Source organism: Ideonella paludis (assembly GCF_018069865.1).
GTDB lineage: Bacteria > Pseudomonadota > Gammaproteobacteria > Burkholderiales > Burkholderiaceae_C > Ideonella > Ideonella paludis.
In genome coordinates, this window is sequence record NZ_JAGQDG010000001.1 from 514,065 (window position 1) to 537,819 (window position 23,755).

At 63.8% G+C, this 23,755-nt stretch carries 24 protein-coding genes; 15 read left to right on the forward strand and 9 right to left on the reverse strand.

What is annotated here, in order from left to right:
* The first annotated feature begins 17 nt into the window (after positions 1–17).
* From KAK11_RS02300 to ureC, 4 genes are read left to right on the forward strand one after another with little or no spacing between them, the layout of a single operon-like run.
* Positions 18–320: an urease subunit gamma gene (locus KAK11_RS02300; RefSeq protein WP_210805731.1), complete on the forward strand. Its 303-nt coding sequence runs from the start codon at positions 18–20 to the stop codon at positions 318–320.
* A 37-nt stretch (positions 321–357) separates the two neighbouring features.
* The gene (locus KAK11_RS02305; RefSeq protein WP_210805733.1) at positions 358–522 is read left to right on the forward strand and encodes a hypothetical protein; all 165 of its coding nucleotides are present in this window, start codon (positions 358–360) and stop codon (positions 520–522) included.
* Positions 523–550: 28 nt separating this feature from the next.
* Entirely contained in the window at positions 551–859 is a 309-nt protein-coding gene (locus tag KAK11_RS02310) for an urease subunit beta (protein WP_210806625.1), read from the forward strand.
* Positions 856–2,580: an urease subunit alpha gene (ureC, locus tag KAK11_RS02315; RefSeq protein ID WP_310737729.1), complete on the forward strand. Its 1,725-nt coding sequence runs from the start codon at positions 856–858 to the stop codon at positions 2,578–2,580. The genes KAK11_RS02310 and ureC overlap by 4 nt, the downstream gene beginning before the upstream one ends.
* Before the next feature lies 1 nt (position 2,581).
* Here ureC and KAK11_RS02320 read toward each other — a convergent pair whose 3' ends face one another.
* Entirely contained in the window at positions 2,582–2,965 is a 384-nt protein-coding gene (locus KAK11_RS02320) for a type II toxin-antitoxin system death-on-curing family toxin (protein ID WP_210805735.1), read from the reverse strand.
* 2 nt (positions 2,966–2,967) lie between these two features.
* On the reverse strand, positions 2,968–3,192 hold the full coding sequence (locus KAK11_RS02325; protein WP_210805737.1) for an AbrB/MazE/SpoVT family DNA-binding domain-containing protein: 225 nt from the start codon (positions 3,190–3,192) through the stop codon (positions 2,968–2,970).
* 53 nt (positions 3,193–3,245) lie between these two features.
* Here KAK11_RS02325 and KAK11_RS02330 point away from each other — a divergent pair, with 53 nt between their 5' ends.
* Genes KAK11_RS02330 through ureG form a run of 3 tightly spaced genes read left to right on the forward strand, consistent with a single transcriptional unit; the run spans position 3,246 to position 5,701 of the window.
* Positions 3,246–3,755: a GNAT family N-acetyltransferase gene (locus KAK11_RS02330; protein WP_210805739.1), complete on the forward strand. Its 510-nt coding sequence runs from the start codon at positions 3,246–3,248 to the stop codon at positions 3,753–3,755.
* Positions 3,755–5,041: an urease accessory protein UreE gene (ureE, locus tag KAK11_RS22130; protein ID WP_210805741.1), complete on the forward strand. Its 1,287-nt coding sequence runs from the start codon at positions 3,755–3,757 to the stop codon at positions 5,039–5,041. The genes KAK11_RS02330 and ureE overlap by 1 nt, the downstream gene beginning before the upstream one ends.
* A gap of 12 nt (positions 5,042–5,053) precedes the next feature.
* On the forward strand, positions 5,054–5,701 hold the full coding sequence (ureG, locus tag KAK11_RS02340; protein ID WP_210805743.1) for an urease accessory protein UreG: 648 nt from the start codon (positions 5,054–5,056) through the stop codon (positions 5,699–5,701).
* A 15-nt stretch (positions 5,702–5,716) separates the two neighbouring features.
* On the opposite strand, the gene KAK11_RS02345 is transcribed toward ureG, so the two are convergent.
* The 3 genes from KAK11_RS02345 to argS form a co-directional block, all read right to left on the reverse strand.
* On the reverse strand, positions 5,717–6,367 hold the full coding sequence (locus KAK11_RS02345) for a thiol:disulfide interchange protein DsbA/DsbL (protein WP_210805745.1): 651 nt from the start codon (positions 6,365–6,367) through the stop codon (positions 5,717–5,719).
* A gap of 74 nt (positions 6,368–6,441) precedes the next feature.
* Positions 6,442–7,233, reverse strand: a complete 792-nt coding sequence (locus KAK11_RS02350) for an SPOR domain-containing protein (protein WP_210805747.1) — start codon at positions 7,231–7,233, stop codon at positions 6,442–6,444.
* Between the two features lie 27 nt (positions 7,234–7,260).
* Positions 7,261–8,979, reverse strand: a complete 1,719-nt coding sequence (gene argS / locus KAK11_RS02355; RefSeq protein ID WP_210805749.1) for an arginine--tRNA ligase — start codon at positions 8,977–8,979, stop codon at positions 7,261–7,263.
* 204 nt (positions 8,980–9,183) lie between these two features.
* On the opposite strand from argS, the gene KAK11_RS02360 reads away from it, so the two are divergent.
* A complete protein-coding gene (locus KAK11_RS02360) occupies positions 9,184–10,590 on the forward strand; it encodes a serine/threonine-protein kinase (protein ID WP_310737730.1) in 1,407 nt (468 codons plus the stop codon).
* Between the two features lie 228 nt (positions 10,591–10,818).
* Entirely contained in the window at positions 10,819–11,247 is a 429-nt protein-coding gene (locus KAK11_RS02365) for a PsiF family protein (RefSeq protein WP_210805751.1), read from the forward strand.
* Positions 11,248–11,441: 194 nt separating this feature from the next.
* On the opposite strand, the gene KAK11_RS02370 is transcribed toward KAK11_RS02365, so the two are convergent.
* Entirely contained in the window at positions 11,442–12,359 is a 918-nt protein-coding gene (locus KAK11_RS02370) for a LysR family transcriptional regulator (RefSeq protein WP_210805753.1), read from the reverse strand.
* A gap of 74 nt (positions 12,360–12,433) precedes the next feature.
* Here KAK11_RS02370 and KAK11_RS02375 point away from each other — a divergent pair, with 74 nt between their 5' ends.
* The 3 genes from KAK11_RS02375 to KAK11_RS02385 all read left to right on the forward strand — a co-directional run bounded on the left by KAK11_RS02375 (position 12,434) and on the right by KAK11_RS02385 (position 15,787).
* Positions 12,434–13,150, forward strand: coding sequence for a haloacid dehalogenase type II (locus KAK11_RS02375; RefSeq protein ID WP_210805755.1), 717 nt, complete (start codon positions 12,434–12,436; stop codon positions 13,148–13,150).
* Between the two features lie 36 nt (positions 13,151–13,186).
* Positions 13,187–15,412 carry a malate synthase G gene (locus KAK11_RS02380; protein ID WP_210805757.1) on the forward strand — a complete coding sequence of 742 codons (2,226 nt, stop codon included), beginning with the start codon at positions 13,187–13,189 and terminating at the stop codon, positions 15,410–15,412.
* Positions 15,413–15,484: 72 nt separating this feature from the next.
* Entirely contained in the window at positions 15,485–15,787 is a 303-nt protein-coding gene (locus tag KAK11_RS02385; protein ID WP_210805759.1) for a hypothetical protein, read from the forward strand.
* On the opposite strand, the gene KAK11_RS02390 is transcribed toward KAK11_RS02385, so the two are convergent.
* The gene (locus tag KAK11_RS02390) at positions 15,782–16,693 is read right to left on the reverse strand and encodes a helix-turn-helix domain-containing protein (RefSeq protein WP_210805760.1); all 912 of its coding nucleotides are present in this window, start codon (positions 16,691–16,693) and stop codon (positions 15,782–15,784) included. The genes KAK11_RS02385 and KAK11_RS02390 overlap by 6 nt on opposite strands.
* Positions 16,694–16,764: 71 nt before the next feature.
* On the opposite strand from KAK11_RS02390, the gene KAK11_RS02395 reads away from it, so the two are divergent.
* The 3 genes from KAK11_RS02395 (at position 16,765) to KAK11_RS02405 (ending at position 21,026) form a co-directional block, all read left to right on the forward strand.
* A complete protein-coding gene (locus KAK11_RS02395) occupies positions 16,765–18,153 on the forward strand; it encodes a cytochrome P450 (RefSeq protein WP_210805762.1) in 1,389 nt (462 codons plus the stop codon).
* An 87-nt stretch (positions 18,154–18,240) separates the two neighbouring features.
* Complete coding sequence (locus KAK11_RS02400; RefSeq protein ID WP_210805764.1) at positions 18,241–19,665, forward strand: TldD/PmbA family protein; 1,425 nt, start codon at positions 18,241–18,243, stop codon at positions 19,663–19,665.
* Positions 19,665–21,026, forward strand: coding sequence for a TldD/PmbA family protein (locus tag KAK11_RS02405; RefSeq protein ID WP_210805766.1), 1,362 nt, complete (start codon positions 19,665–19,667; stop codon positions 21,024–21,026). Before KAK11_RS02400 ends, KAK11_RS02405 begins: the two co-directional genes overlap by 1 nt.
* A gap of 195 nt (positions 21,027–21,221) precedes the next feature.
* Here KAK11_RS02405 and KAK11_RS02410 read toward each other — a convergent pair whose 3' ends face one another.
* Both KAK11_RS02410 and KAK11_RS02415 read right to left on the reverse strand, forming a co-directional pair.
* A complete protein-coding gene (locus KAK11_RS02410; protein ID WP_210805768.1) occupies positions 21,222–22,349 on the reverse strand; it encodes a hypothetical protein in 1,128 nt (375 codons plus the stop codon).
* Positions 22,350–22,381: 32 nt separating this feature from the next.
* On the reverse strand, positions 22,382–23,569 hold the full coding sequence (locus KAK11_RS02415) for a hypothetical protein (RefSeq protein ID WP_210805770.1): 1,188 nt from the start codon (positions 23,567–23,569) through the stop codon (positions 22,382–22,384).
* Positions 23,570–23,755: the final 186 nt, after the last annotated feature.

The following is a 23,755-nucleotide window of genomic DNA, read 5'->3' on the forward strand; positions in this document are numbered from 1 at the left end:
CCTGCTAAGTAGGGTGCATGGACCTCACCCCGCGCGAAAAAGACAAGCTCTTGATCTTCACCGCCGCCTTGCTGGCCGAGCGGCGCTTGGCCCGTGGCTTGAAGCTCAACCACCCGGAAGCGGTGGCGCTGATCTCGGCCTTCATCATGGAAGGCGCACGGGATGGCCGCAGCGTGGCCGAGATGATGAGCCTGGGCAAAACCGTGCTGCGCCGAGACCAGGTGATGGACGGCATCCCGGAGCTGATCCCGGAGATCCAAATCGAGGCCACCTTCCCCGATGGCACCAAATTGGTGACCGTGCACCAACCCATTGCATAACGCCCTCGCGTTGCGCATCACTCTTCAAGGAAGCCCCATGTTGATTCGTTGCTTGACCCTGCTGGCACTGCTGTCCCCTTTGCTGGGCTTGGCCCATGAAGGGCATGGGCAGGGGCACAGCAGCCACTGGCACGCCACCGATGTGGCCCTGTTTGTGGGCGTGATCTTGGCGGTGGTGGTGTGGCTGCGCGCCCGAAAGTAAGTAAGAAAGGAAGGAAGGCCCCATGAGCATCATTCCTGGAGAGCTGTTGGTGGATGCGGGTGAGCACGAACTCAACCCCGGGCGGCCACGCCTGACCTTGGTGGTGCGCAATGCGGGCGATAGGCCCATTCAAGTGGGCTCGCACTACCACTTTGCCGAAACCAACCCGGCTCTGCAGTTCGACCGCGAGGCCGCCTATGGCATGCGGCTGGACATTGCCAGCGGCACCGCTGTGCGCTTTGAGCCGGGGCAGCAGCGCACCGTCACCTTGGTGCCCTACGGGGGCGAGCGCCAGGTCTGGGGCTTCAGGGCCGATGTGCAAGGAGCGTTGAAGTGAGCATCGACCGCCGCGCCTATGCCGAGATGCTGGGCCCCACGGTGGGTGACCGCGTGCGCTTGGCCGACACCAACTTGATCGTCGAGGTCGAGGCGGACTACACCTTGCGCGCCGGCGGCTATGGCGAAGAGGTCAAGTTTGGCGGGGGCAAAACCGTGCGAGACGGCATGGGCCAAGGCCAACGGCCGAATGGCCTCGGCCCGCAAGATGCGGTGGACTGCGTGATCACCAATGCGCTGATCATCGACCACTGGGGCATCGTCAAGGCCGACATCGGCTTGCGCGGCCAGCGCATTGCCGCCATTGGCAAAGCCGGCAACCCCGATGTGCAGCCGGGTGTGGACATCGTGATCGGGCCGGGCACAGAGATCATTGCCGCCGAAGGCTTGATTGTCACTGCCGGCGCCATCGACACTCATATTCACTTTATCTGCCCACAGCAAGTGGACGAAGCCCTGGCCAGCGGCGTGACCACCATGCTGGGCGGCGGCACGGGCCCGGCCACTGGCACCTTTGCCACCACCTGCACGCCCGGGCCGGCCAATATCGCCCGCATGCTGCAAGCGGCCGAAGGCCTGCCCATGAACCTGGGCTTTTTCGGCAAGGGCAATGCCAGCCGCCCCGAAGCGCTGCGCCAGCAGGTCGAGGCCGGGGCCATTGGCTTGAAGCTGCACGAGGACTGGGGCACCACCCCTGCAGCGATTGACTGCTGCCTGGGCGTGGCCGAAGAGACGGATGTGCAGGTCGCCATCCACAGCGACACGCTGAACGAATCCGGCTTTGTGGAAGACACCATTGCGGCCTTCAAAGACCGCACCATCCACACCTTTCACACCGAGGGCGCGGGCGGCGGCCATGCGCCAGACATCTTGCGCGTGGTGGGGCAGGCCAATGTGCTGCCCTCGTCCACCAACCCCACGCGGCCTTTCACCATCAACACGCTGGACGAACACCTTGACATGCTGATGGTGTGCCACCACCTGGACGCCAGCATTGCCGAAGACCTGGCTTTTGCGGAGAGCCGCATCCGACGCGAGACCATTGCCGCCGAGGACATCCTGCATGACCTGGGCGCCATCAGCATGTTCTCCTCCGACAGCCAGGCCATGGGCCGGGTCGGCGAGATGGTGCTGCGCTGCTGGCAGACGGCCCACAAGATGAAAGCCCAGCGCGGCGCGCTGCCCGGCGACACCGCGCGCCATGACAACGCCCGCGTCAAGCGCTACTGGGCCAAGCTCGCCATCAACCCGGCCATCACCCACGGCATCAGCCACGAGGTGGGCAGCATTGCGGTGGGCAAGTGGGCTGACTTGGTGTTTTGGAAGCCCGCGTTCTTTGGCGTGAAGCCGGCCTTGGTGATGAAAGGCGGCTTCATCGCCCTGGCCGCCATGGGCGACCCGAATGCCTCCATCCCCACCCCGCAGCCCGTGCACTACCGGCCCATGTTTGGCGCCTTGGGCGGCGCCTTGGCCCAGGGCTCACTGACCTTCTTGAGCCAGCATGCGGTGCACGAGGGCTTGGCCCAGCGTCTGGGCCTGCACAAGCCCATCAGCGCCGCGAAAGGCTGCCGCCGCGTGCGCAAGACCGACATGGTGCACAACAGCTATCTGCCCGAGATGTCCGTGGATGCTCAAACCTATGCCGTGCATGCCGACGGCCAACTGCTGAGCTGCGAGCCCGCCACCGAGCTGCCCATGGCGCAGCGCTATTTCTTGTTTTGAGTCAGCGAGGTTGGATGTGCTGCCGCAACCAATGGGCCAAAGCCTCTTCGCTCATGTCGCCTGCAGCGACGGCGAATATGGTCAGCGTCGCTTCAGCCTGAGACACCACCAGTCGATGCCCATTGATCGCCAAACAAAGGCCTATGGCCAAAAACGCAGCTCTCTTGTTGCCATCCACAAAGGCATGGTTCTTCGCCAGAGCAACGCCATAGCAAGCAGTCAAATCGGCCAAGTCGGGCTCTGCGTCATGCGCCAACTGCTTCGGACGAGCCAAGGCTGATGACAGCAATCCTTGGTCTCGCAAACCTGGCGCACCGCCATGCTCTGCCAAGCTTTCATCATGCAGCAGACACAGCACACGCTCGTCGACAAAACGCCAAGCCATGCTTACTTGGCGAGTTGGTGGAAGGTGTCGCGAAACTCACGCATGAACTCGCGCCCGGCTTTCACTTGCTCATCCAACTCGGGATCGTAGGGTGTCAAGGTCACACCGTTAGCTGCATCCGTCATGTAAAGCAAATCCCCCTTCTCCAACTTCAAGCGCGCCAAGACCTCCTTGGGCAAGATCACGCCCATGGAATTGCCAATTTGGGTCACTTTGAGTGCGGTCATGGGAGGCACCAGTTGAGTTATAACAGTAGTAATACTAAACGGAGACACCGTCCATGACAAGCCCAGACGCTACGCACCCGCAGCAGCCCGTTTTCACCATCCGCCTCGACGACCTGAGTGATTCGCGCATTGCGGCGTTTCTGAACGAGCATCTGGCGGATATGCGGGCCACCTCGCCGCCGGAGAGCGTGCATGCGCTGGACCTGGATCGGCTGCGGCAGCCGGACATCCGCTTTTTCAGCTTGTGGCTGGGTGAGGGCAGCTCGGGCGAGCAACTGGTGGGCACGGGGGCGATCAAGCGCTTGAGCGCCGAGCATGGCGAGCTGAAGTCCATGCGCACGCGGGCCAGCGTGCGGCGCCAGGGCTTGGGCCGCCGCTTGTTGCAGCACTTGCTGACTGAGGCGCGCAGCATGGGCCTGAAGCGCTTGAGCCTGGAGACCGGCACTGAGCCCTATTTCGCCCCCGCGCAAGCCTTGTATGAGGCGCATGGCTTTGTGGACTGCCCGCCCTTTGCCGACTACCGGCTGGACCCGCACAGCCGCTACATGACCTTGGCCCTGTGATGCTGCGCCTCTCCAAACGCATTCCCCAAGGCCAGGGCTTGGCCGCTGCGCTGCTGCGCCGCGCCCCCTCGCTGGCCCTGGACTGGGCCACGCGCCAGAAGAGCCGCTTTGATGCTCGGCTCAGTAACGACGAGCATGTGGGCGTGTTCCTGCCGCGCGGCCATGTGCTGCGGGGCGGCGATGTGCTGGTGGCCGAGGACGGGCGCCTGGTGCGCGTGGTGGCGGCCGATGAAGCCGTCACGGTGGTCAGTGCACCAGCCATGCTGAACCCCGCCGAGGCTGCCCATGCCCTGATGCGCGGCGCCTATCACTTGGGCAACCGGCATGTGATGCTCTCGTTGCAAAGCGGCCGCCTGGTGATGGAGCCCGACCCAGTGCTGGGCGAGATGCTGAAGGGCTTGGGGCTGGAGGTGCGCGAAGCCCGCGAGCCCTTTGAGCCCGAAGGCGGCGCTTATGGCGACCACCGCAGCGGACACGAGCATGGGCATGGACACGGCCATCACCACCACGGCGGCGACCACACCCACCACCACGCCTCAGGGGCCATGCCAACGCCGCCCCCCACACCCATGACCGACCCCACGCGCATGATGCGCCTGATGTGGCTGGCCAGCCCGACCTTGCCGGTGGGCGGCTACAGCTATTCTGAGGGACTGGAGCCCGCACTGGCGGCCAGCCACCACACCGGCGTGCGTGACGAAGCCAGCGTGCAAGCCTGGCTGCTGAACCAGTTGCAGCTGAGCTGGGCGCGCTCAGAAGCCCCCCTGATGCTGGCCGCGCTGGCCGCCTGGCGCAGCGGTGACTGGGGGCAGCTCAAAACCCTGAACGACTGGTGCTTGCACACCCGCGAGTCCGCCGAGCTGCGCCGCCAAAGCGAGCAGATGGGCCGCTCGCTGGCGGCCTGGCTGGCCCAGGCCCAGGCCGATGGCATCTGGCCAAACTGGCCCGTCGCCTTGGAGCACACCCCCACCCAAGCGCTGGCCCCGGCCCCCACCTGGCCGGTGATGTTTGCAGCCGCCTGTGCCTGCGCCCAGGCCAGCCCGCAAGACGCCGTGATGGCCTTTGGATTTGGCTGGGCCGAGGCGCAGGCGCAGGCCGCGATCAAAGCCACGCCGCTGGGCCAAACCGCAGGCCAGCGCGTGTTGGCTGCACTGGTGGCTGCCTTGCCTGAAGCGGCCCAAGCGGCGCTGCAAGTGAAGGACGCGCAGCGCCAATGTTTTTCACCGCTGCTGGCCATCCTCTCGGCCCAGCACGAAACCCAATACACCCGCATCTTCCGCTCTTGAGCGCCCCACACCATGACGACTGCTCTGCATCAGATCCCGAATCGCACCAAGACCTTGCCCCCACTGCGCGTGGGCGTGGGTGGCCCGGTGGGCTCCGGCAAAACCACCTTGGTCGAGGTGCTGTGCAAAGCCATGCGCGAGCGCTGGGACTTGGTGGTGGTGACCAATGACATCTACACCAAGGAAGACCAGCGCCTGCTGACGGTGGCTGGGGCCCTGGTGCCCGAGCGCATCATGGGCGTGGAGACCGGCGGCTGCCCGCACACGGCCATCCGTGAAGACGCCTCGATCAACCTGGAGGCGGTGGACCGCATGCTGGAGAAGTTCCCCGATGCGGACATCGTCTTCATCGAGTCCGGCGGTGACAACCTGGCCGCGACCTTCAGCCCGGAGTTGTCGGACTTAACGATCTATGTGATTGACGTGGCCGGGGGCGAGAAGATCCCGCGCAAGGGCGGCCCGGGCATCACCAAGAGCGACCTGTTGGTGATCAACAAAACGGACTTGGCCCCGCATGTGGGCGCGAACCTGGAGGTGATGGCCGCCGACACCCGCCGCCAGCGCCCAGAGCGGCCTTGGGTGATGACCAACCTGCGCGCCCAAGAGGGCTTGGCGCAGGTGATCGCGTTCATCGAGCAGCGGGGGCTGCTCAAGGCTTGATGAGCAAGGCGCTGATCAGCGCGGGCCCTTGCGCACCTGGGCGATGAGGTAGTCGGCCACGCCCAAGGCGCGCTCATGGCTGTTGCCAGCCAGCACGCTGGAGGTGTAGAAGCGGCCATGCACGCCGATGGCGGGCACGCCGTCAATGCGGTAGCCCTCGCTGAGCTGCTTGGCTTGCTTGGCCTTAGCCACCACCCCGAAGGACTTCATCGTGGCCACCACTTTGGCGCCATCTTGGCCCGCGGCGGTGAAGAAGGCGGCAATCTCCTCTTCTTTGCGCATGGGCTTGCGGTCGATCTGCATGGCATTGAAGAAGCGGCGGTGCATGGCCTCTAAGATGCCCAGCGCCTCCATCGCGTAGAAGACGCGCTGGTGGAACTCATGCTGGGGCGTGAAGCCGGCCGGCACGCGGCGGAAGGCCACATCGGCCGGCAGCTTTTTATGCCAAGGCTCAATGAAGGGCTCCAGCGCAAAGCAGTGCGGGCAGCCGTACCAGAAGAACTCGACCACTTCGATCTTGCCCGAAGCCGCCACCGGCACGGGCTGGGCCAGCTTGACGTAGTTGGTGCCCTCCACCGGGGTGCCTTGGGCCTGGGCCACAGGGCTGGACAGCAGGGCCACCGAGGCTAGGCTGGTGGAGGTCAAACAAAACTCACGGCGTTTCATCGGGGCATCCTCTCAAGGTGATTGTTCTCAGGTAGAGCGCGGGGCCACGCAAAAGTTCAACGCCAAGCCTGCGATCAGGGTTTGACGGGCTTTTCAATGCGCACCAACGCAGCTTCGGCGCCCACGGCCTTGAGCTTTTCTTGCACGGTCGCGGCGTCTTCGCGACTGTCCAACGGCCCAACCCGAACTCGGTGGACAACGCGGCCGTTTTGTTCACGCTCGGTCACCTTGGCGGTCACCCCCGCCATGGCCAGCTTGGCACGCTGCTGTTCGGCGTCGTCGGCGCTGGAGAAAGCCCCGGCCTGCACAAAGTAGATGAAGCCACCTTCGGCCTTGGGCGCCGAGGCCACAACCGCCGGCTTCTCGCCCGGCAGGCCTTGGCCGGCCAACAAGGCGGCAGGATCGCGCTCGGGCTTGGCCGGGGCCGATGCCGCCGCAGGGCGGGAGGCGGCCTTGGCCGGGCTGGCAGCGGCTGCCGGGGCGTCAGCCGTTTGGGCTGGCGGCGGGGCCTTGACGGTGGTCAGTGGCGCTGCAGGCGCAGAGGCGCCAGACGCTGCCGAGGCCGGGTCACGCAGGCCCGCAGGGCGCTGCACGGGCTTGCCGCCCAGGCCAGCATTCGGGTCCCAGTTCTTCAGGCGCTCGGCTTCCTCTTGCTGCTGCTCGGCCGTGCGATGCGGCACTTTGTCGACAAAGGGCACGGGCACTTTGGCAATGTAGAGCGCCACCGCCAGGGCGATGGCCAAGCCCGCCAGCAGGCCCACGATGGCCCCCAGAAAGAAGCCGCCGCCTTGAGCACGCGGCCCCCAGGCGGGCGCAGTCGCGACAGCAGTGCGGCGTGAGAACGTAGGCGTCTGGGAGATGTGCATGGTGCCGACTCGTGTTGCAAGCAAAGCTCAGGACGCGGTGGCCGCGTCAGCGGGGGTGTCGCGGTGCATGGCCTCGGGCGCGCTCACGCCCAGCAGCGCCAGCGCATTGCGCAGCACGGTGGCGGTGGCGGCCAGCAGGGCCAGGCGGGCGCGGGCCAGGGCGGCGTCATCCACCAAGAAGCGCTCGGCCGCGTAATAGCTGTGGAAAGCCCCGGCCAGGTCGCGCAGGTAAAAGGCCACGTCGTGCGGGGCCAGCGAGGCGGCGGCGCTGCTGAGCATGTCCGGGTACTCGGCCAGCTTCATCATCAGCGCGGCTTCCGCTGGCGCGGTCAGCAGGCTCAGGTCGGCGCCGGCCAAGGCCGCAGCGTCCAGGCCTTGCTTAGCGCCTTGGCTCAGCACCGAGCAGATGCGCGCGTGGGCGTACTGCACGTAGAACACCGGGTTCTCGTCGTTCTGCTTGAGCGCCAGGTCCACATCAAAGGTGAACTCGGTGTCGGCCTTGCGGCTGATCAGGAAGAAGCGCACGGCGTCGCGGCTGGTCCAGTCGATCAGGTCGCGCAAGGTCACATAGCTGCCCGCACGCTTGCTGATCTTGACCTCGGCGCCGTCGCGCACCACCCGCACCATGGTGTTGAGCACATAGTCGGGGAAGCCTTTGGGAATGCCCAGGCCTACGCCCTGCAGGCCGGCGCGCACGCGGGCAATGGTGCCGTGATGGTCGGTGCCCTGGAAGTTGATGCATTGGCCAAAGCCGCGCTCGAACTTGGCCACGTGGTAGGCCACGTCCGGCACAAAGTAGGTGTAGCTGCCGTCGGACTTGCGCATCACGCGGTCTTTGTCGTCCCCGTCATCGGTGGTGCGCAGCCACAGCGCGCCGCCCTCTTCAAAGGTCTTGCCGGCGTCCACCAAGCGCTGCACGGTCTGCTCGACCCGGCCGCTGCTGTAGAGGCTGGACTCCAGGAAGTAATGGTCAAAGCTGACGCCAAAGGCCTGCAAGTCCAGGTCTTGCTCGTGGCGCAGATAGGCCACGGCAAATTGGCGGATGTTGTCTAGGTCGTCCGGGTCGCCCGAGGCGGTGAACTCGCGGTCGTCGGCCTTGACGGTTTTCTTGGCCAGGTAGTCGGCCGCAATGTCGGCGATGTAGTCGCCGTTGTAGGCGCTTTCGGGCCAGCCGGCATCGCCGGGCTTCAGGCCCTTGATGCGGGCATGGGTGGAGCTGGCCAAGGTGGCAATCTGCACCCCGGCGTCGTTGTAATAGAACTCGCGGTGGACTTCATAGCCCTGAGTCTCAAAGAGATGGGCCATGCTGTCGCCCAAGGCGCCTTGGCGGGCGTGGCCCACATGCAAGGGGCCGGTGGGGTTGGCGGAGACAAACTCCAGCAAGAGCTTTTGGCCCTTGGCCGGCTGGTGGCCAAAGCGGTCTTGGGCCTGCAACACCTCGGCCACCACCGCCTGCTTGGCGGCCGGGGCCAGGCGCAGGTTGATGAAGCCGGGGCCAGCGATCTCCAGCGCTGAGACCCAGCGCGCGAACTCGGGCGTGGCCTGCAGCGCGGCGATCAGGCGCTCGGCCACCGCGCGCGGGTTGGACTTGAGGGGCTTGGCCAGTTGCATGGCGGCCGTGATGGCCAGGTCGCCATGAGCCGCTTGTTTGGGGCTCTCGAACTGGGGCTGAAGGGGGGTGTCGGGTGCCAGCTCGGCGACCACGCGGGCCAGCGCGTGCTGGAGCTCTGCCTTGGCTTGAATCATGGGGGCGATTCTACGGGGGCTGCACGCGCTCGCCGGGCGCCGGCACGCGAGGGTGTCTTCGCCGGGCGACTCTGGGGGCTAAATGCCTGCAAAACACCGCATTGATTCACGCAACACGGCGCTTTTGCTGCTGGCACAGTCACAGCAACCCTGCGGCTTGCTGTCTGCCGCGCCCCTTTGCCGCCCGCAACGCCCGCTTTGACCTTGAGCTCCAGCCACGCCCATCGCGCCTCGCGCAGCCAGACCCGCACGCGGGCTGACCCGCTGCCGCCGCCCCCGCTGATGGGGCCGCAGCCCATTCCTTCTTATATTGGCAAGTATCAGGTGCTGCGCAAGCTGGGCGAGGGCGCCACCAGCGATGTGTTCTTGGCCTATGACGAGTTCCATGGCCGGGAAGTGGCCCTGAAGCGCGCCCGCCCCACGGCTGGGCGGCCCGCCAATGAGGCTCACTTTGCCTCACGCTTTTTTGCCGCCGAGGCAGCCCTGGTCGGCCGCCTGCACCACCCGAATGTGGTGCAGATCATGGACGCCTTTGACGACCCGGTGGCGCCTTACTTGGTGATGGAGTTCGTGCCGGGCGTCACCCTGCGCAGCTTTTGCCAACCCAGCCGCTTGCTGCCGCTGGAGCAGGTGGTGGAAATCGGCTTCAAATGCGCCATGGCCTTGGGCTATGTCTGGCGCCAGGGCCTGATCCACCGCGATGTGAAGCCCGCCAATATCTTGGCCGCCATCGATGAACAAGGCGAGATCACCGACGTCAAGCTCAGCGACTTTGGCAGTGTGCTGAACTTTCACTCCGACGCCACCCAAGTCCACCGCGTGGGCTCCTTGGCCTATATGTCGCCCGAGCAATTGGACGGCGCCACGCTGGACTGCCGCGCCGACATCTACTCATTGGGCGCGGTGCTCTACCACCTGATCTGTGGCCGCCCACCCTTTGAGGCCGAAACTCAAGGCGCGCTGCTCAACCTGATCTGCCATGCCCAGCCCCTGCCCTTGACGGGCCTGCGAGAAGGCGTGACCGAAGCCCTGGACCGCCTGGTGCGCGGCGCCCTGGCCAAAGACCGTGGCAACCGCCCCAGCAGTTGGGACGAATTTGCGCAGGCGCTCTCCGCGCTGATCACCAACAACGAAGTGCCGCGCGGGCGCCTGCAGCAAGTGCTGGACTCCGAGCGCTTCAACCTGCTGCGCTCGCTAGAGTTCTTCGAGGGCTTTGGCGATGTGGAGCTGTGGGAGGTGGTGCACCGGGCCCGGTGGCTGCGCTTTCCGTATGGCCACCGCATCTACAAGCGCGGCCAAGAGGGCAATCAGTTCTACATCATTGGCCAAGGCGAGGTCGAGGTCTACCGCGAGGGCGAAAAGGTTGCCACCCTGGGGGCCGGCACCTCGGTGGGCGAGATGGCCTACCTGGCGCCCAGCCCGGACTTGAAGCGCCACAGCACCGATGTGGTGGTTAGCAAGGCCGCCACGGTGGTGAGCTTCACGCCCGATATGCTGGCCCAGTTGCAAGCCGAAACCCGGCACCGTTTCGACACCGCCTTCATCCGCGTGCTGGTGCGGCGGCTACATGCTGCGCACGAAGCGCTGGCCCACCCGCGCCGCATTCTGTAGCACCAGCCCTTGGCTCATGCATCGTGCCGCGGCTCATGCGGCCAGCCCCCAGGCCTGCGACAAATTTGCACCCCATGTGCACCGTTTGCTGCGCGTCCGCGTTGTGCGCTTGTCTTGTCGCACTGAACCTGCTGCAATGCGCAGCGGAGGCGCCCCAAGGCACTTCTGCGGCATTAGGTCTGACTACTAAAGCCACCCACGGACTGTCACTCTGAGGAGAACCCACCCATGAAGAACGTTATCAGCGCTACCGTCATCGCCCTGTTCGCACTGGCCGCACAAGCCCAGACCGCCCCAGCCGCATCGCCTGCTGTCCCCGCTGCCAAGCCCATGCCTGCCACCGTCACGGCCACCAAGCCTGCCGCTGCGCCGGCTGCTGCAGCCCCTGCCACCCCGGCCCCTGCACCCGCTGCGGCTCCCGCGTCGGACGCCAAAGAGCCGACCAAGCAGCAAAACAAGATGAAGACTTGCAATGCCGACGCCAAGGCCAAAGACCTGAAAGGCGACGAGCGCAAGAAGTTCATGAGCGAGTGCCTCTCCGCCAGCAAGCAAGAGAAGCAGCAGGACAAGATGAAGACCTGCAACGCTGACGCCAAGGCCAAAGACCTGAAGGGCGACGAGCGCAAGAAGTTCATGAGCTCTTGCTTGAAGGGCTGAGCTCGGACATAGGCAGTCCAGTGGACTGCCTATGCCTAGCGAAGGGTCGAGCCATTGGCGAGACGCGGCCTGCAAGGCGAGCCCGGACGCAGACAGTCCAGTCGACTGTCTGCGCCTAGCGAAGGGTCGAGCCATTGGCGAGACCTGGGACTACCCCTCAAAGCCCGGCACCTGCCGGGCTTTTTGCTGGGCGCTCAGACCCGCTGCGAGCGGCTCCAATACCCCGGGTCCCCATAACTGTGCTTTAAAAAGTCCATCCACAGCCGCACCCGCAGCGGCAGGTGGCGGGCACTGGGGACGACGGCGTAGATGCCGTTGGGTGGGGCGGCAAAATCGTCCAGCACGCTGACCAAGCGGCCGGCGGCCAAGTCGGCCTGTACTTCCCAGGTGCTGCGCCAGGCAATGCCAAGGCCGCGCAAGCACCACTCGTGCAGCACCTGGCCGTCGCTGCAGTCCAGGCGGCCGCCGGGCCGTAGGTGGCTGACCACGCCGTCCACGCTGAAGGCCCAGCCGCGGGTTTGGCTGGCTTCGCTGCTCAGCGTCAGGCATTGGTGGCGGCCCAGGTCTTGGGGGCTGCTCGGCGTGCCCGCGCGGCGCAGGTACTCGGGCGTGGCCACGCAGAGGCGCCGGTTGTCGGCCAAGCGTACGCCCACCAGGCTGGAGTCGGGCAGGTCGCCCACGCGCACGGCACAGTCAAAACCTTCGTTGACGATGTCCACCACCCGGTCTGAGAGGTTGAGCGACAAGCTCACTTCGGGGTGCTGGGCCAGAAAACCGGGCACCAGCGGCGCCACATGGCGGCGCCCAAAACCGGCCGGCGCCGTAACACGTAAGTGACCACTCGCTTTGACGCCACCCGCTGACACGCTGGCCTCAGCGTTGTTGAAATCCACCAGAAGGCGCTGGCAGTCCTCTAAAAAAGCGCTGCCTTCGTGGGTCAGGCTGATGCGGCGAGTGGTGCGCTGCAGCAGCTTGACGCCCAGGCGCTCTTCCAGGGCGTCCATACGCCGCCCGATCACCGCCGGGGCCACGCCCTCGGCCTGGGCAGCGGCGGTCAGGCTGCCTTTTTGGGCCACGGCGACAAAGGTCTCGATCTGCTTGAGGCGGTCCATCTTTGCGTAGAAGTCATGAATCCATGACTTTTGGTGCGGGTAATGTGTAGCCAAGTATCGAATAAATTGGCGACATGGAAAAGAGCCCCGCCCTCAGCCGCCCTGCGCCTCATGCTGCACCCCGCGCGGTGCTGTTCGACGCCTATGGCACCTTGTTCGACGTCTACAGCGTTGCGCTGGTGGCCGAGCAGCTCTTTGCGGGCCAGGGCGAGCGCTTGGCCCAGCTGTGGCGCGACAAGCAGATCGAATACACCCGCTTGGTCTCCATGAGTGGCCCCAAGCATTACCAGCCGTTTTGGACACTGACCCGCAGTGCCCTGCAGTGGACGGCCGCCCGCCTGAACCTGGCCTGGAGCACAGACGCCGAAGAGCGGCTGATGAACCAGTACCGGCATCTCTCGGCCTTCCCCGAGAACCGCGAGGTGCTGGAAGCGCTGAAGCGCCAGGGCGTGCCGGCGGGCATCCTGTCTAATGGCGACCCCGACATGTTGGCCATCGCTGTGCGCAGCGCGGGCCTGAGCGATTTGATTGCCCCCGTGCTGAGCGTGCACACCACCCGCCGCTTCAAGACCGACCCAGCCGCCTACCAGGTGGGGGTCGATGCACTGGGCCTGCCGCCCAAGGAGATCTTGTTCGTCTCCAGCAATGGCTGGGATGCCATCGGCGCGACCTGGTTTGGCTACACCACGCTGTGGGTCAACCGGGCCGGCGCGCCGCTGGAAGCCCTGGGCACCGCACCCACCGTGCAGGGCACCAGCCTGCGCGATGTGATGAGTTTCTTTCCCGCTTAATCCTCCCGTTTTTCTTACCTTCCTCTAGGACTTGCAATGAGCAACCGCACCACCGTCCATGGCCTGCAAGTGGCCACGAACCTCTACAACTTCGTCAATGAGCAGGTGCTGCCCGGCACCGGCGTAGAGCAAGCCGCTTTCTGGGCCGGCTTTGACAAGCTGGTGGCTGACCTGGCCCCCAAGAACGCCGCCCTGCTGGCCGAGCGCGACCGCATCCAAGCCGAGATGGACGCCTGGCACCAAGCCAACCCAGGCCCGATCAAGAAGGCCAAGGCCTATCGCAAGCACCTGGAAAAGATTGGCTACCTGGTGGCCGACCCAGGCGACGTGAAGGCCACCACCAAGAACGTGGACGCTGAATTGGCCACGCAAGCCGGCCCGCAGTTGGTGGTGCCCATCACCAACGCCCGCTATGCGCTGAACGCCGCCAACGCCCGCTGGGGCAGCTTGTATGACGCGCTCTACGGCACCGACGCGCTGAGCGAAGACGACGGCGCCACCAAAGCCGGCCCGAATGGCGAGGCCTACAACCCCGTGCGCGGCGCCAAGGTCATCAACTACTGCCGCCACGTGCTGGACCGCACCGCCCCGCTGCAAAAGGGCTCGCATGTGGACTCCACCGGCTATGCCGTGGTGCAAGGCGCGCTGCAAGTCACGCTGGCCAATGGCCAAACCGTGGGCCTGAAGAAAGCCGCTCAATTGATTGGTTACCAGGGCGACGCTGCGGCGCCGACCGCCGTGCTGCTGGAGCACAACGGCCTGCACCTGGAGATCCGCGTGAACCGCAACACCACCATCGGCGCCTCGGACGCCGCCGGTGTCAGCGACCTGGTGATCGAATCGGCCCTGTCCACCATCTTGGACTTGGAAGACTCGGTGGCCGTGGTGGATGCCGACGACAAGGTGCAAGCCTATGGCAACTGGCTGGGCATCTTGAAGGGTGACCTGACCGAGACCGTCAGCAAGGGCGGCAAGACCTTCACCCGCGGCCTGAACCCCGACCGCGAATACACGACGCCCAAGGGCGGCACCATCGTGCTGCACGGCCGCTCGCTGCTGTTTGTGCGCAATGTGGGCCACCTGATGAGCAACCCCGCCATCCTCTGGGGTGAGGCCGGCCAAGAGATCCCTGAGGGCATCATGGATGCCGTCATCACCACCACCATCGCCCTGCACGACCTGCAAGGCCGGGGCCAACTGCCCAGCGGTGAGTCGGTGCGCAACAGCCGCACCGGCAGCGTCTACATCGTCAAGCCCAAGATGCACGGCCCCACCGAAGTGGCGTTTGCGGACGAGCTGTTCACCCGCGTGGAGAAGCTGCTGGGCCTGAAGGCCAACACCGTCAAGCTGGGCATCATGGACGAAGAGCGCCGCACCTCCGTCAACCTCAAGGCCTGCATTGGCGCCGCCAAGGCCCGCGTGGCCTTCATCAACACCGGCTTCCTGGACCGCACCGGCGACGAGATGCACACCGCCATGCGCGCCGGCCCCATGATGCGCAAGGGCGACATGAAGACCAGCGCCTGGATCCAGGCCTATGAGCGCAACAACGTGCTGGTGGGCCTGCAATGCGGCCTGCGTGGCAAGGCGCAAATTGGCAAGGGCATGTGGGCCATGCCTGACCTGATGGCCGCGATGCTGCAGCAAAAGATTGGCCACCCCAAGGCCGGTGCCAACACCGCCTGGACCCCCAGCCCCACCGCCGCCACGCTGCACGCGCTGCACTACCACCAGGTGGACGTGTTCGGCGTGCAAAAGGCGCTGGAAAAGGCCGACAAAGCCAGCGACCGTGCGGCCGTGCGCGAAGAGATCCTTGAAGGCCTGCTCAGCATCCCCGTGGTCAAGCAGGCCAAATGGAGCGCCGAGGAAGTGCAGCAAGAGCTGGACAACAACGCCCAGGGCATCTTGGGCTATGTGGTGCGCTGGGTCGACCAAGGCATTGGCTGCTCCAAGGTGCCCGACATCCACAACGTCGGCCTGATGGAAGACCGCGCCACGCTGCGCATCTCCAGCCAGCACATGGCCAACTGGCTGCGCCACGGCGTGGCCACCAAGGCCCAGGTCAAGAGCACCTTCAAGCGCATGGCCAAGGTGGTGGACAAGCAGAACGCGGGTGACGCGGCCTACAAGCCCCTGGCGGCCAACCCAGAAGGCCCGGCCTACCAAGCCGCGCTGGACCTGGTGCTCAAGGGCGAAGCCCAGCCCAGCGGCTACACCGAGCCCCTGCTGCACGCATGGCGCTTGAAGGCCAAGGCGGCTTGATCCTTCTAGGCCTTTGCCCCCTGCACAACGGCGCCTCAGGGCGCCGTTTTTCATGTGGCTTATCCTTGCGCCATGGCTTTGAACTACCTCCACTTCGACAGCAGCGACGACGGCGAAGGCCACGGCACCTGGGACGCCATGGCCAGCGTCAAGCCGCCGCAACTGGGGGCGGTGCTGGCCGAGGTGCAGACCGTGCTGGCCTGGTGCCAAGCCCATGCACCGGGGCCTTGCGGGCCGCTGGATGACGGTGGAGCGTGGGACGCCGAGCAGCAGCAAACCCAAGAGGGCGACTGGGTGACCGTGACGCTGACCCTCACGGGCCCCGAAGACTGGGGGCGTGAGATGCTGATGCAGTTCGGCCAGGCCGACTCATAACCACAGGCGATAAGGCCAAAAGCCCTCGCCCGTCAGAATGCCCTGGCGCAGAGCCTCGGGGCTGAGGCCCGTCATGCGGCGGGTCACGCGGCAGAAATGGGCCTGGTCGGTGTAACCCGCCTCCAGCGCCAGTTGGGTCCAGTTCACATCCCCCCGCAACTGGGCCGCCACCGCGTCGAAAAACACTTGCTCTGAGCGGCCCATGACCTGCAAGTCGCGCAGTGGCATACCGGCCCAGTGCTTGATGCGCCGCTCCAACTGGCGCAGGCTGCGGCCACTGGCCGAGGTGGCTGCACGCTGGGCCAGGTGAGCCACCCAGTCACTCATTCTTTGTGTAGCAGGTGCCGCAGCCGGCCTGCGCTCCGCCCACAAAGGCTCCAGAAAATCTTCCAGCGCCTGCAAGCGTGCCGCATCGTTCGGGGCCGCCAAGACCTGCTCATGCACCGCCTGCCAAGGGGCGGGCAAGGCCTGGTGGGCGTCCACGAATTGATCGGTCAACTCAGCAGGTGCCAAGCCCGTCAGCGCCTGCAGGGCCTCGGGCATCAGCATCACCGTCAGGCTGTGCACGGGGCCAGGGTTCCAACTGGTGCCGGGGCCGGTGCGCGGCCCGCCCAACACCCAGCGTGAGGGCAAGGCCTGCCGCGGCGCCTCAGGCGTGGTGGGCAGGTGTTGAGGGTCGTCGGGCCACAAGCTCACCGCCTCGCCCTCCAGCCACCAGGTCAAGCTGCACAAGGGCGTGGCTGGAAAGTGATTCAGCCGTTGCTCGTCCGCCAGCGCATGCCCCAGCGTGCTGCGCAACATATAGGCCCACACGCAAGACGCCAGTGCCGTGCTGGGCCGCCACAAGCTGCCCGCAGGCAGCAAGCCCGGCGGCGTAGGAATGGTGGTGTCACAGGGCGTGGCCATGGGGCGCATTATTCCTGCCCCTTGTCGGAATCGTTCAATACCTTGCCCCCCAGCGCTGGCATGCTGCGAGCATGGACACCCCTTCTCAGCCCGCCGCCCTGCCCCCTCACCACGCCGCCACCCCGCTGGCTGGGCCAGCCCGCCGATGGGGCGGCCTGAACCTCCTGCTGGCCATGCGCCGCGACTACCTGGGGTTGATGGACGGCCTGCACCGCGCGCATGGCGACATCAGCCTGATGAAGATCTTCAACGAGCAGGCCTACGACCTGATGTCGCCTGATCTGGTGCGCGAGGCTCTGATCACCCAGTCTGAGCACCTGGTGCGCTGGCAGCGCGGTGTGGCGGTCTTTGCCGATGCGCTGGGCCAAAACGTGCTGACCACCGAAGGCGCGCTGTGGCAACGGCAGCGCCGCATGCTGATGCCCGCCTTTACCCCCAAGCGCGTGGCCGGCTATGCCGCGCTGATGGTGCAGGCCGGCCACCAAGGCCTGAACGCGCTGGCCACATCGCCCAGCCGCGAGCACACCATGGACACGGTGTGGAACCGCATGACCATTGAGGTGATCTTGCGCACCTTGTTTGGCGAGGCCCGCCCCGGCGAGGCCGACGCCGCCATGCACGCGACCCAGGTGCTCTCGGCCACCGCCTTCAAAGAAATGTTCTGGCCCGTGACCCTGCCCGACTGGCTGCCACTGCCCGGCAAGGCCGCCAAGCGCGCCGCGCTGCGCACGCTGCGCCAGCTCATTAACGGCCGCATTGAGGAGCGGCTGGCTCAAGCTCAGCCGACGAGCACCGACCTGCTGGGCCAACTGCTGGCCCTGCGCGATGAGGACGGCCAAGCCCTGTCGCGCCAAGAGGTGTTTGACCAGTGCGTGGTGACTTTTCAGGCGGGGCATGAAACCTCGTCCACCGCCCTGCTGTGGTGGAGCGCGCTGATGGCCCGCCACCCCGAGGCCCAAGCCCGCGCCCGCCAAGAAGTGCGCAGCCTGCTAGGCCCCCGAGACCCCTGCGCCGAGGACATGGCCCAACTGCCCTGGCTGAGCGCCACGCTGAAAGAAGCCATGCGGCTCTACCCGCCCGTGGCCGCCTTGATGAGCCGCCGCACCACCGCCCCCATCACCCTGGGCGGCTGGGCCATCCCCCAAGGCGCCATGCTGCGCATCACCCCGTGGGTGCTGCACCGCGACGCCCGCACCTTCCCCGAGCCCCAGGCCTTCCGCCCCGAGCGCTTTATGGCTCCCGCAGAAGCCCCGCCCAAAGGCGCCTACATCCCCTTAGGCCTGGGCCCCCGCGTCTGCCTGGGCCAGCACTTCGCAACGCTGGAGATGACCCTGCTGGCCGCGATGATGCTGCAGCGCTTTGAGCTGCGCTGGCCCGAGGGGGCCGCCGAGCCCGTGCCCCAGATGCATGTGACGCTGAGGCCCAAGGGAGGCCTGAGGCTGGTGGTGGCCAGCGCCTGAGGCAGGAAAGCCCTTGCGCCTGTGGCCAGGCGTGCGGCGTAAACTCGTTTTGAGCAACCGTCGTCACCCTGCCCATTCTTCATCTGTATGCATCAGTTCGACCCCCAAGAAGCCCTGAGCCACGCCCAAAAGGCCGCGCAATGGGCCGGTGTGCGTTACTCGCGCGAAGTCACCCAATCACGCGCCATTCGCAATGACAGCCCCGACAGCAATCACACGAGCTGCGATGAGGGCGCAATGTGCGAAGTCTTGGTGGACGGCCACTTTGGCTATGCCGCGACCGCCGACTTGCGCCCCGAAGGCCTGAAGCGCGCCTTTGACCAAGCCATTGCGACGACGCGCGCCATGGCCCCCTACAAGGTGCATGCCTTCACCGAGGCCCAGCGCGCCGCCGTGCAGGGCCGCTACACCAGCCCGGCGCAGAGCCGTCTCTCTCAAGTGCCCTTGGCTCAGGTCACGCAGTGCCTGCAGCAGGCCTCGCGCGCCATGGCGCTGAGCGAGCAGGTCGTCAGCCGCAGCGCCCATGCCACGCTGGTGCAGACCCAGATCGACTATTACGCCAGCAATGGCACGCAGACGACGCAGCAGTTCGACATGGTGGACATCCTCTTGGCGGCCACCGCTGCCGAGGGCGTGCAGTCCCAAACCCGAAGCTGGAACCAAACCGGCCAGTTCGGGGGTGAGGTCTTCGATGCGGCGGTGTTTGCGCAGCAAGGCCAGCGGGTGGCCGAAGAGGCGCTGGCCTTGCTGGCGGCGCCCAACTGCCCGACGGGCACGATGGACTTGATCCTGATGCCCGACCAAATGATGTTGCAGATCCACGAGTCCATCGGGCACCCGCTGGAGCTGGATCGCATCTTGGGCGACGAGCGCAACTATGCTGGCTGGAGCTTTGTGCAGCCCAGCGACTTTGGGCAACTGCGCTATGGCTCTGAGCTGATGAATGTGACCTTCGACCCCACCACCGAGCACGCCTTGGCCAGCTATGCCTTTGACGACGGCGGCCACCCCGCCCAGCGCGAGTTCCTGATCGAAGGTGGCATCCTGCGCCGTGGCTTGGGCTCGGTCGAGTCTCAAGTCCGCTCGGGCCTACCCGGTGTGGCCAACTTCCGCTCGGCGGCCTGGAACCGCGCCCCCATCGACCGCATGGCCAACATCAACCTCGAGCCCGGCAGCTCAGACCTGCAGGCCATGATCGCCTCGGTCGAGCACGGTGTCTTGATGGCCACCAACCGCTCTTGGTCCATCGACGACTACCGCAACAAGTTCCAGTTTGGCTGTGAGTACGGCCGCATCATCCGCAAGGGCCAGCTCGGCGAAGTGGTGCGCAACCCCAACTACCGAGGCATCACGGTCGATTTCTGGCGGCGCTTGGCCGCCGTGGGCCAGCACAGCGAAGTCTTCGGCACCCTGTTTTGCGGCAAGGGTGAACCCAGCCAAGTCATCCGTGTCGGCCATGCGTCGCCGCCCTGCTTGTTCAGGGGTGTGGAAGTTTTCGGAGGCCAAGCGTGATGATGATGATGAAAAGCACGACACCCGATTTTCTCGACACCGTGCGTGGCCACTTCGATGCCCTGTGCGACCAGGTGCTGGGCCAGCTTCAAGGCGACGAGGCCGCCACGCTGAACCTCAGCGCCGAAGCGTCTTTGTTTGTGCGCCTCAACAACAACCAGGTGCGCCAGGCCACCCAGGTCGAGCAGATGACCTTGGCCCTGGAGCTCCAAGGGCATGGGCGCAGCACCCAGGCCTCACGCACCCTGTCTGGCGATGGGCCCACCGATGCGCAAAACATGGCCCAGCTCTTGGCACAGTGCCGCCAAGAGCTGCAGGTGCTGCCCCCTGACCCCCACCAAGTCCCCATTGAGAACCACGGCAGCAGCGACGAGACCTTCAGGGCCCACTTGCTGGCGCCGTCTGAGGTGGTGCCGGCCATCTTGGCCCCGGCCCAAGGCTGCGACATGGCGGGCTTGTATGCCAGTGGCTCCATCGTGCGCGCCAACCGCAACTCCAAAGGCCAGCGGCACTGGTTTGCCACGCAAAACTTCTTCTTGGACTACTCGCTCTACAACGGCGCACGCGCCGTCAAAGGCAGCTATGCCGACAGCCAGTGGAGCGCCGAGCAATGGGCGGCCAACCTGGCGCACAGCAAAAGCCTGCTGGCCTTGATGGACAAGCCCTTGCAAACCGTGGCCCCTGGCCAGTACCGCACCTACTTGGCACCACGCGCCCTCAGCGACCTGGTGGGGATGATGGGCTGGGATGCCCTCAGTGCCTTGGCCTGGAAGCAGGGCCTCAGCCCGTTCAAGAAATTGGTGGAGGGCGAAGTGCAGCTCTCGCCCCTGCTGAACGTGACCGAGAACTTCAACCTCGGCCTGACCCCGCGCTTCAACGGCCAAGGCGAAGTGTCAGCCCCTCAACTGCCGCTGATTGCCAACGGCCAACTGGCCTCGCTGCTCGTCAACGCCCGCACCGCCAAAGAGTTTGGCCTCCAGCCTAACGGCGCCAATGAGGGGGAGTCCCCCCGCGCCTTGGATGTCGCCCCTGGCACCCTGGCCGAAGCCGACGTTTTGAGTGCGCTGGGCACGGGCCTGTACGTGTCCAACCTGCATTACCTGAACTGGAGCGACCCCGTCTCCGCCCGCGTCACCGGCATGACGCGCTATGCCTGTTTCTGGGTCGACAACGGCGCCATCGTCGGCCCCATCAAAGACATGCGCTGGGACGAAAGCCTCTTCGACGCCCTCGGCCCCAAGCTCATCGCGCTGACCAGCCACACTGCCATCGACCCGGCCGTAGACACCTATGAGGAAAGGGCCTTGGGGGGCTCACGCACGCCGGGGGCGTTGATTGAGGGGTTTACGTTTACGTTGTGAGGGGTGTATGCAGCGGGTGCAGTCAGCTGGGGTTTTGGGGTGAATGCACGCTCAGCGCTACAAAGCGGTCATTGCCGTAGGCGAAGTTATCAACGACCAGATCAACCGGCGCCGTAGCCTAAGGCGGCGGGCACCAGCACTGGCCAATAACATGGCGAACCCTGCCCAATGTTGGCATCCGCGTTGAATCGACAGTTAAGGCATATTTTGGTTGGTCTTGTTTATGCGAAGCTTGGATAGGTTGTTTAGGGCTTCAGATATGGAAACTTGCTTTTTTGCACGCTGATCGAGGAAGTACTTTATTTTTGAGAAACACGAATCGACGTCTTTTAAATCTCTATCGGCGAACGTTATGGTCGTTATTCCATACTTTTCGAAGTAATCATTTCTCTTGTCCACTTCCTTTTCCCAGTCTTTTGCTAGTTGGGCATTGACTGCAACCTGCGTCTTATCTTTAATCCCCGCCACGCTAATATGCGTGGACGCTGGGCTCAATTCGAAACCTGTAAGTGTTGAGGTGTGTACATTCAGCACCGAAAAATCCAACCGATGCTCGTGCATTTTTTCCTTACCAGCATACCTAAGTTCAGGTATCAAAAGCGGGACGTCACTTGGTTGCGTGGATGCTTTAATGTAGTCGATGTACTTATCATAAATCGCTTGTTCGTACAAAGAGTTTGAGACTCTCTTCAGTATGCTGCGATAAAATACCGCGAATTCGCTGATGTTTGCAAAGCTGACCGGTTCTGGCGATGTCGGGTCAATTAATCCGGTTGCAAGAACGTGCCCAATTGTCCAATAATGGTAGCTTTCCCTGCGCATTTGGCTTTTGTCATTTGTCCATTCCTCATTGCGGCGAGTTGGTGAGATGACCAGGCCCCAGCATAAATTACCCGCTCCAAACCAAATTGACCATAGCTCCTCGTTTGGCTTGCTTCGTATTCTCGCTTGAAAATTCCTGTAGAAATTGCGGGTAAGAAATTTGAATGTGTATTCCCTCAGAAGATCATCCTGCAGGGCTTCAAAAAGTATTTCTTCGCTGAATATCTTGCCTTCATAGCGCCTCTTGGCTCCGGTTTGTATCTTCGCTAGCTTACCGTGCAACCCCTCAATCCATTTGGAGATGAAGTCTTCAGGGCTGAGGAATTGAGTCCTGACACTATCGACGAAGGTGTTGTTGTTTTTCCCAAGGTGAGCGTGCATGACATGTACGCTGCATGGCTTCTTGGCAACAGAAGAGAATCTTGCAATCGCAGGCGCTTGATTTTGCCTGATCCACTCATCAAGGGTATTTAGCTGACTTTCAAGTTCGATTTGATTCATTGTTACCTTGTGTGAGATCCTAAAGTTCAAGGTCAGTGGCGCGGCATGGCTTTATCACGTAGCGCCCCCTGCACAGCAGTGTTTGGCCCCCGAGCGGCAACGGAGGATTGGCTGTCAGCGAGCAGCTTCTTTTGCTCCTGTTGGGTCAGTAAGAGGTCTCTCAGCAGTTTTGTTTGCTCCGCCATTGCATTCTCAGTGCCTATTCTTTGCTCGCTAGATGAGGTGTCCGAAGCTTTCGCGAGTTCGTAACTTCCCCAGGAAAACCAAAGCGAGACTAAGCCCACGATAACCGACGCGACCAGCGAACCCGCTGCAATATTTAGGCTAATCCGCTGACTCTTATCATCGCGCTGTTGTTTGGCCTTGAAGTCGAGCAATGCACTTGCGATAGCTTCGTTCATTATTCCAATCGCCGAGGCCATCGCATCCGCAGTTTCTTTTAGAGAATCGGCCTTTTGGTTCAACTCCGTCATGGCCTTCGCTGCTCGATTGATAGGCAGATCGACTGGCTGAGGGATTTCGATTTTTGGAAGCTCTAATTTAGGCAATGGAGCAAACGCACCGGTTGCACTTGCCCCCGGAAGATTCTTTAATAGGTCGGCTGTAGCGCCCACCTTCAAATATTCTTCTCTTTCTTTCAATAACTGACTTGCGGCAGTGAGCGATTCAAATTGCTCTCGGTCCTTGATGAACTGATTGATCTTTGCTAAGCCCGATACCTCCTTAAGTCGTTCGCTAAGGGCAGTGTTCATCATAAAGAGGCGCTTTGTATCGTTTGACAAAATGCCTTGAAATTGGTCCATCGTCTTCTTCGTCGATTCACCAATTTGACGAATCTGCGATCGAATTTTTTCAGCCAACGAAGCTACTGGGTCTGCCTCAGAAGAAGCCTCCCAATTCTCGGCTTCAAGAAAGCGCTTAGCAAAGTCGCGAATATCTTGCTCGGTAACTTGGGCTACCTCATCTGCTGTCAGTGGGCAAGGCTGTACCCCATCAGTTTCTGGGGGATGCGTTGCCACAGCAAGAAATACAGCCATTATTAGGTCTTGGTCGCTTACTTCGCTTTTCGGATCAAGGTCTGGCGATATCTTGATGAGTGCCTTCATCGTGAGGTGTCCTACCTTCACGACGCCTAGCTTTTCAGTCTGTAGGTCGAAGGGCTGCTTAAGCGGCTGAATGACCAATCCCTTCTTCGGCTGTTTGGTGCTGTCGGAACTCATGTCTGTCATCGGTATGCGTTTAGAAGGCCCAACGAATAGCGTTTATCAGCCGCGCCACCCAGCTCAGGGACTGCGCAGCCACTGTTTGCAGCAGATAAACCCTTGTGAACTGAACCATGTGGTGTCGGTGGCAGGGAGCGCCTCGGTGGGTAATGGGGGTTTGAACCTTTGGCCCCGCTGATGCTG

Coding starts and splice junctions, on each gene's coding strand:
- KAK11_RS02390 (WP_210805760.1), bottom strand. CDS start 16,693: ATGGCCACGCCCTGTGACACCACCATTCCTACGCCGCCGGGCTTGCTG.
- KAK11_RS02385 (WP_210805759.1), top strand. CDS start 15,485: ATGGCTTTGAACTACCTCCACTTCGACAGCAGCGACGACGGCGAAGGC.
- KAK11_RS02350 (WP_210805747.1), bottom strand. CDS start 7,233: ATGCACATCTCCCAGACGCCTACGTTCTCACGCCGCACTGCTGTCGCG.
- KAK11_RS02405 (WP_210805766.1), top strand. CDS start 19,665: ATGATGATGATGAAAAGCACGACACCCGATTTTCTCGACACCGTGCGT.
- ureG (WP_210805743.1), top strand. CDS start 5,054: ATGACGACTGCTCTGCATCAGATCCCGAATCGCACCAAGACCTTGCCC.
- KAK11_RS02380 (WP_210805757.1), top strand. CDS start 13,187: ATGAGCAACCGCACCACCGTCCATGGCCTGCAAGTGGCCACGAACCTC.
- argS (WP_210805749.1), bottom strand. CDS start 8,979: ATGATTCAAGCCAAGGCAGAGCTCCAGCACGCGCTGGCCCGCGTGGTC.
- KAK11_RS02365 (WP_210805751.1), top strand. CDS start 10,819: ATGAAGAACGTTATCAGCGCTACCGTCATCGCCCTGTTCGCACTGGCC.
- KAK11_RS02330 (WP_210805739.1), top strand. CDS start 3,246: ATGACAAGCCCAGACGCTACGCACCCGCAGCAGCCCGTTTTCACCATC.
- KAK11_RS02325 (WP_210805737.1), bottom strand. CDS start 3,192: ATGACCGCACTCAAAGTGACCCAAATTGGCAATTCCATGGGCGTGATC.
- KAK11_RS02375 (WP_210805755.1), top strand. CDS start 12,434: ATGGAAAAGAGCCCCGCCCTCAGCCGCCCTGCGCCTCATGCTGCACCC.
- KAK11_RS02395 (WP_210805762.1), top strand. CDS start 16,765: ATGGACACCCCTTCTCAGCCCGCCGCCCTGCCCCCTCACCACGCCGCC.
- ureE (WP_210805741.1), top strand. CDS start 3,755: ATGCTGCGCCTCTCCAAACGCATTCCCCAAGGCCAGGGCTTGGCCGCT.
- KAK11_RS02415 (WP_210805770.1), bottom strand. CDS start 23,569: ATGAGTTCCGACAGCACCAAACAGCCGAAGAAGGGATTGGTCATTCAG.
- KAK11_RS02300 (WP_210805731.1), top strand. CDS start 18: ATGGACCTCACCCCGCGCGAAAAAGACAAGCTCTTGATCTTCACCGCC.
- KAK11_RS02400 (WP_210805764.1), top strand. CDS start 18,241: ATGCATCAGTTCGACCCCCAAGAAGCCCTGAGCCACGCCCAAAAGGCC.
- KAK11_RS02410 (WP_210805768.1), bottom strand. CDS start 22,349: ATGAATCAAATCGAACTTGAAAGTCAGCTAAATACCCTTGATGAGTGG.
- KAK11_RS02345 (WP_210805745.1), bottom strand. CDS start 6,367: ATGAAACGCCGTGAGTTTTGTTTGACCTCCACCAGCCTAGCCTCGGTG.
- KAK11_RS02320 (WP_210805735.1), bottom strand. CDS start 2,965: ATGGCTTGGCGTTTTGTCGACGAGCGTGTGCTGTGTCTGCTGCATGAT.
- KAK11_RS02305 (WP_210805733.1), top strand. CDS start 358: ATGTTGATTCGTTGCTTGACCCTGCTGGCACTGCTGTCCCCTTTGCTG.
- KAK11_RS02370 (WP_210805753.1), bottom strand. CDS start 12,359: ATGGACCGCCTCAAGCAGATCGAGACCTTTGTCGCCGTGGCCCAAAAA.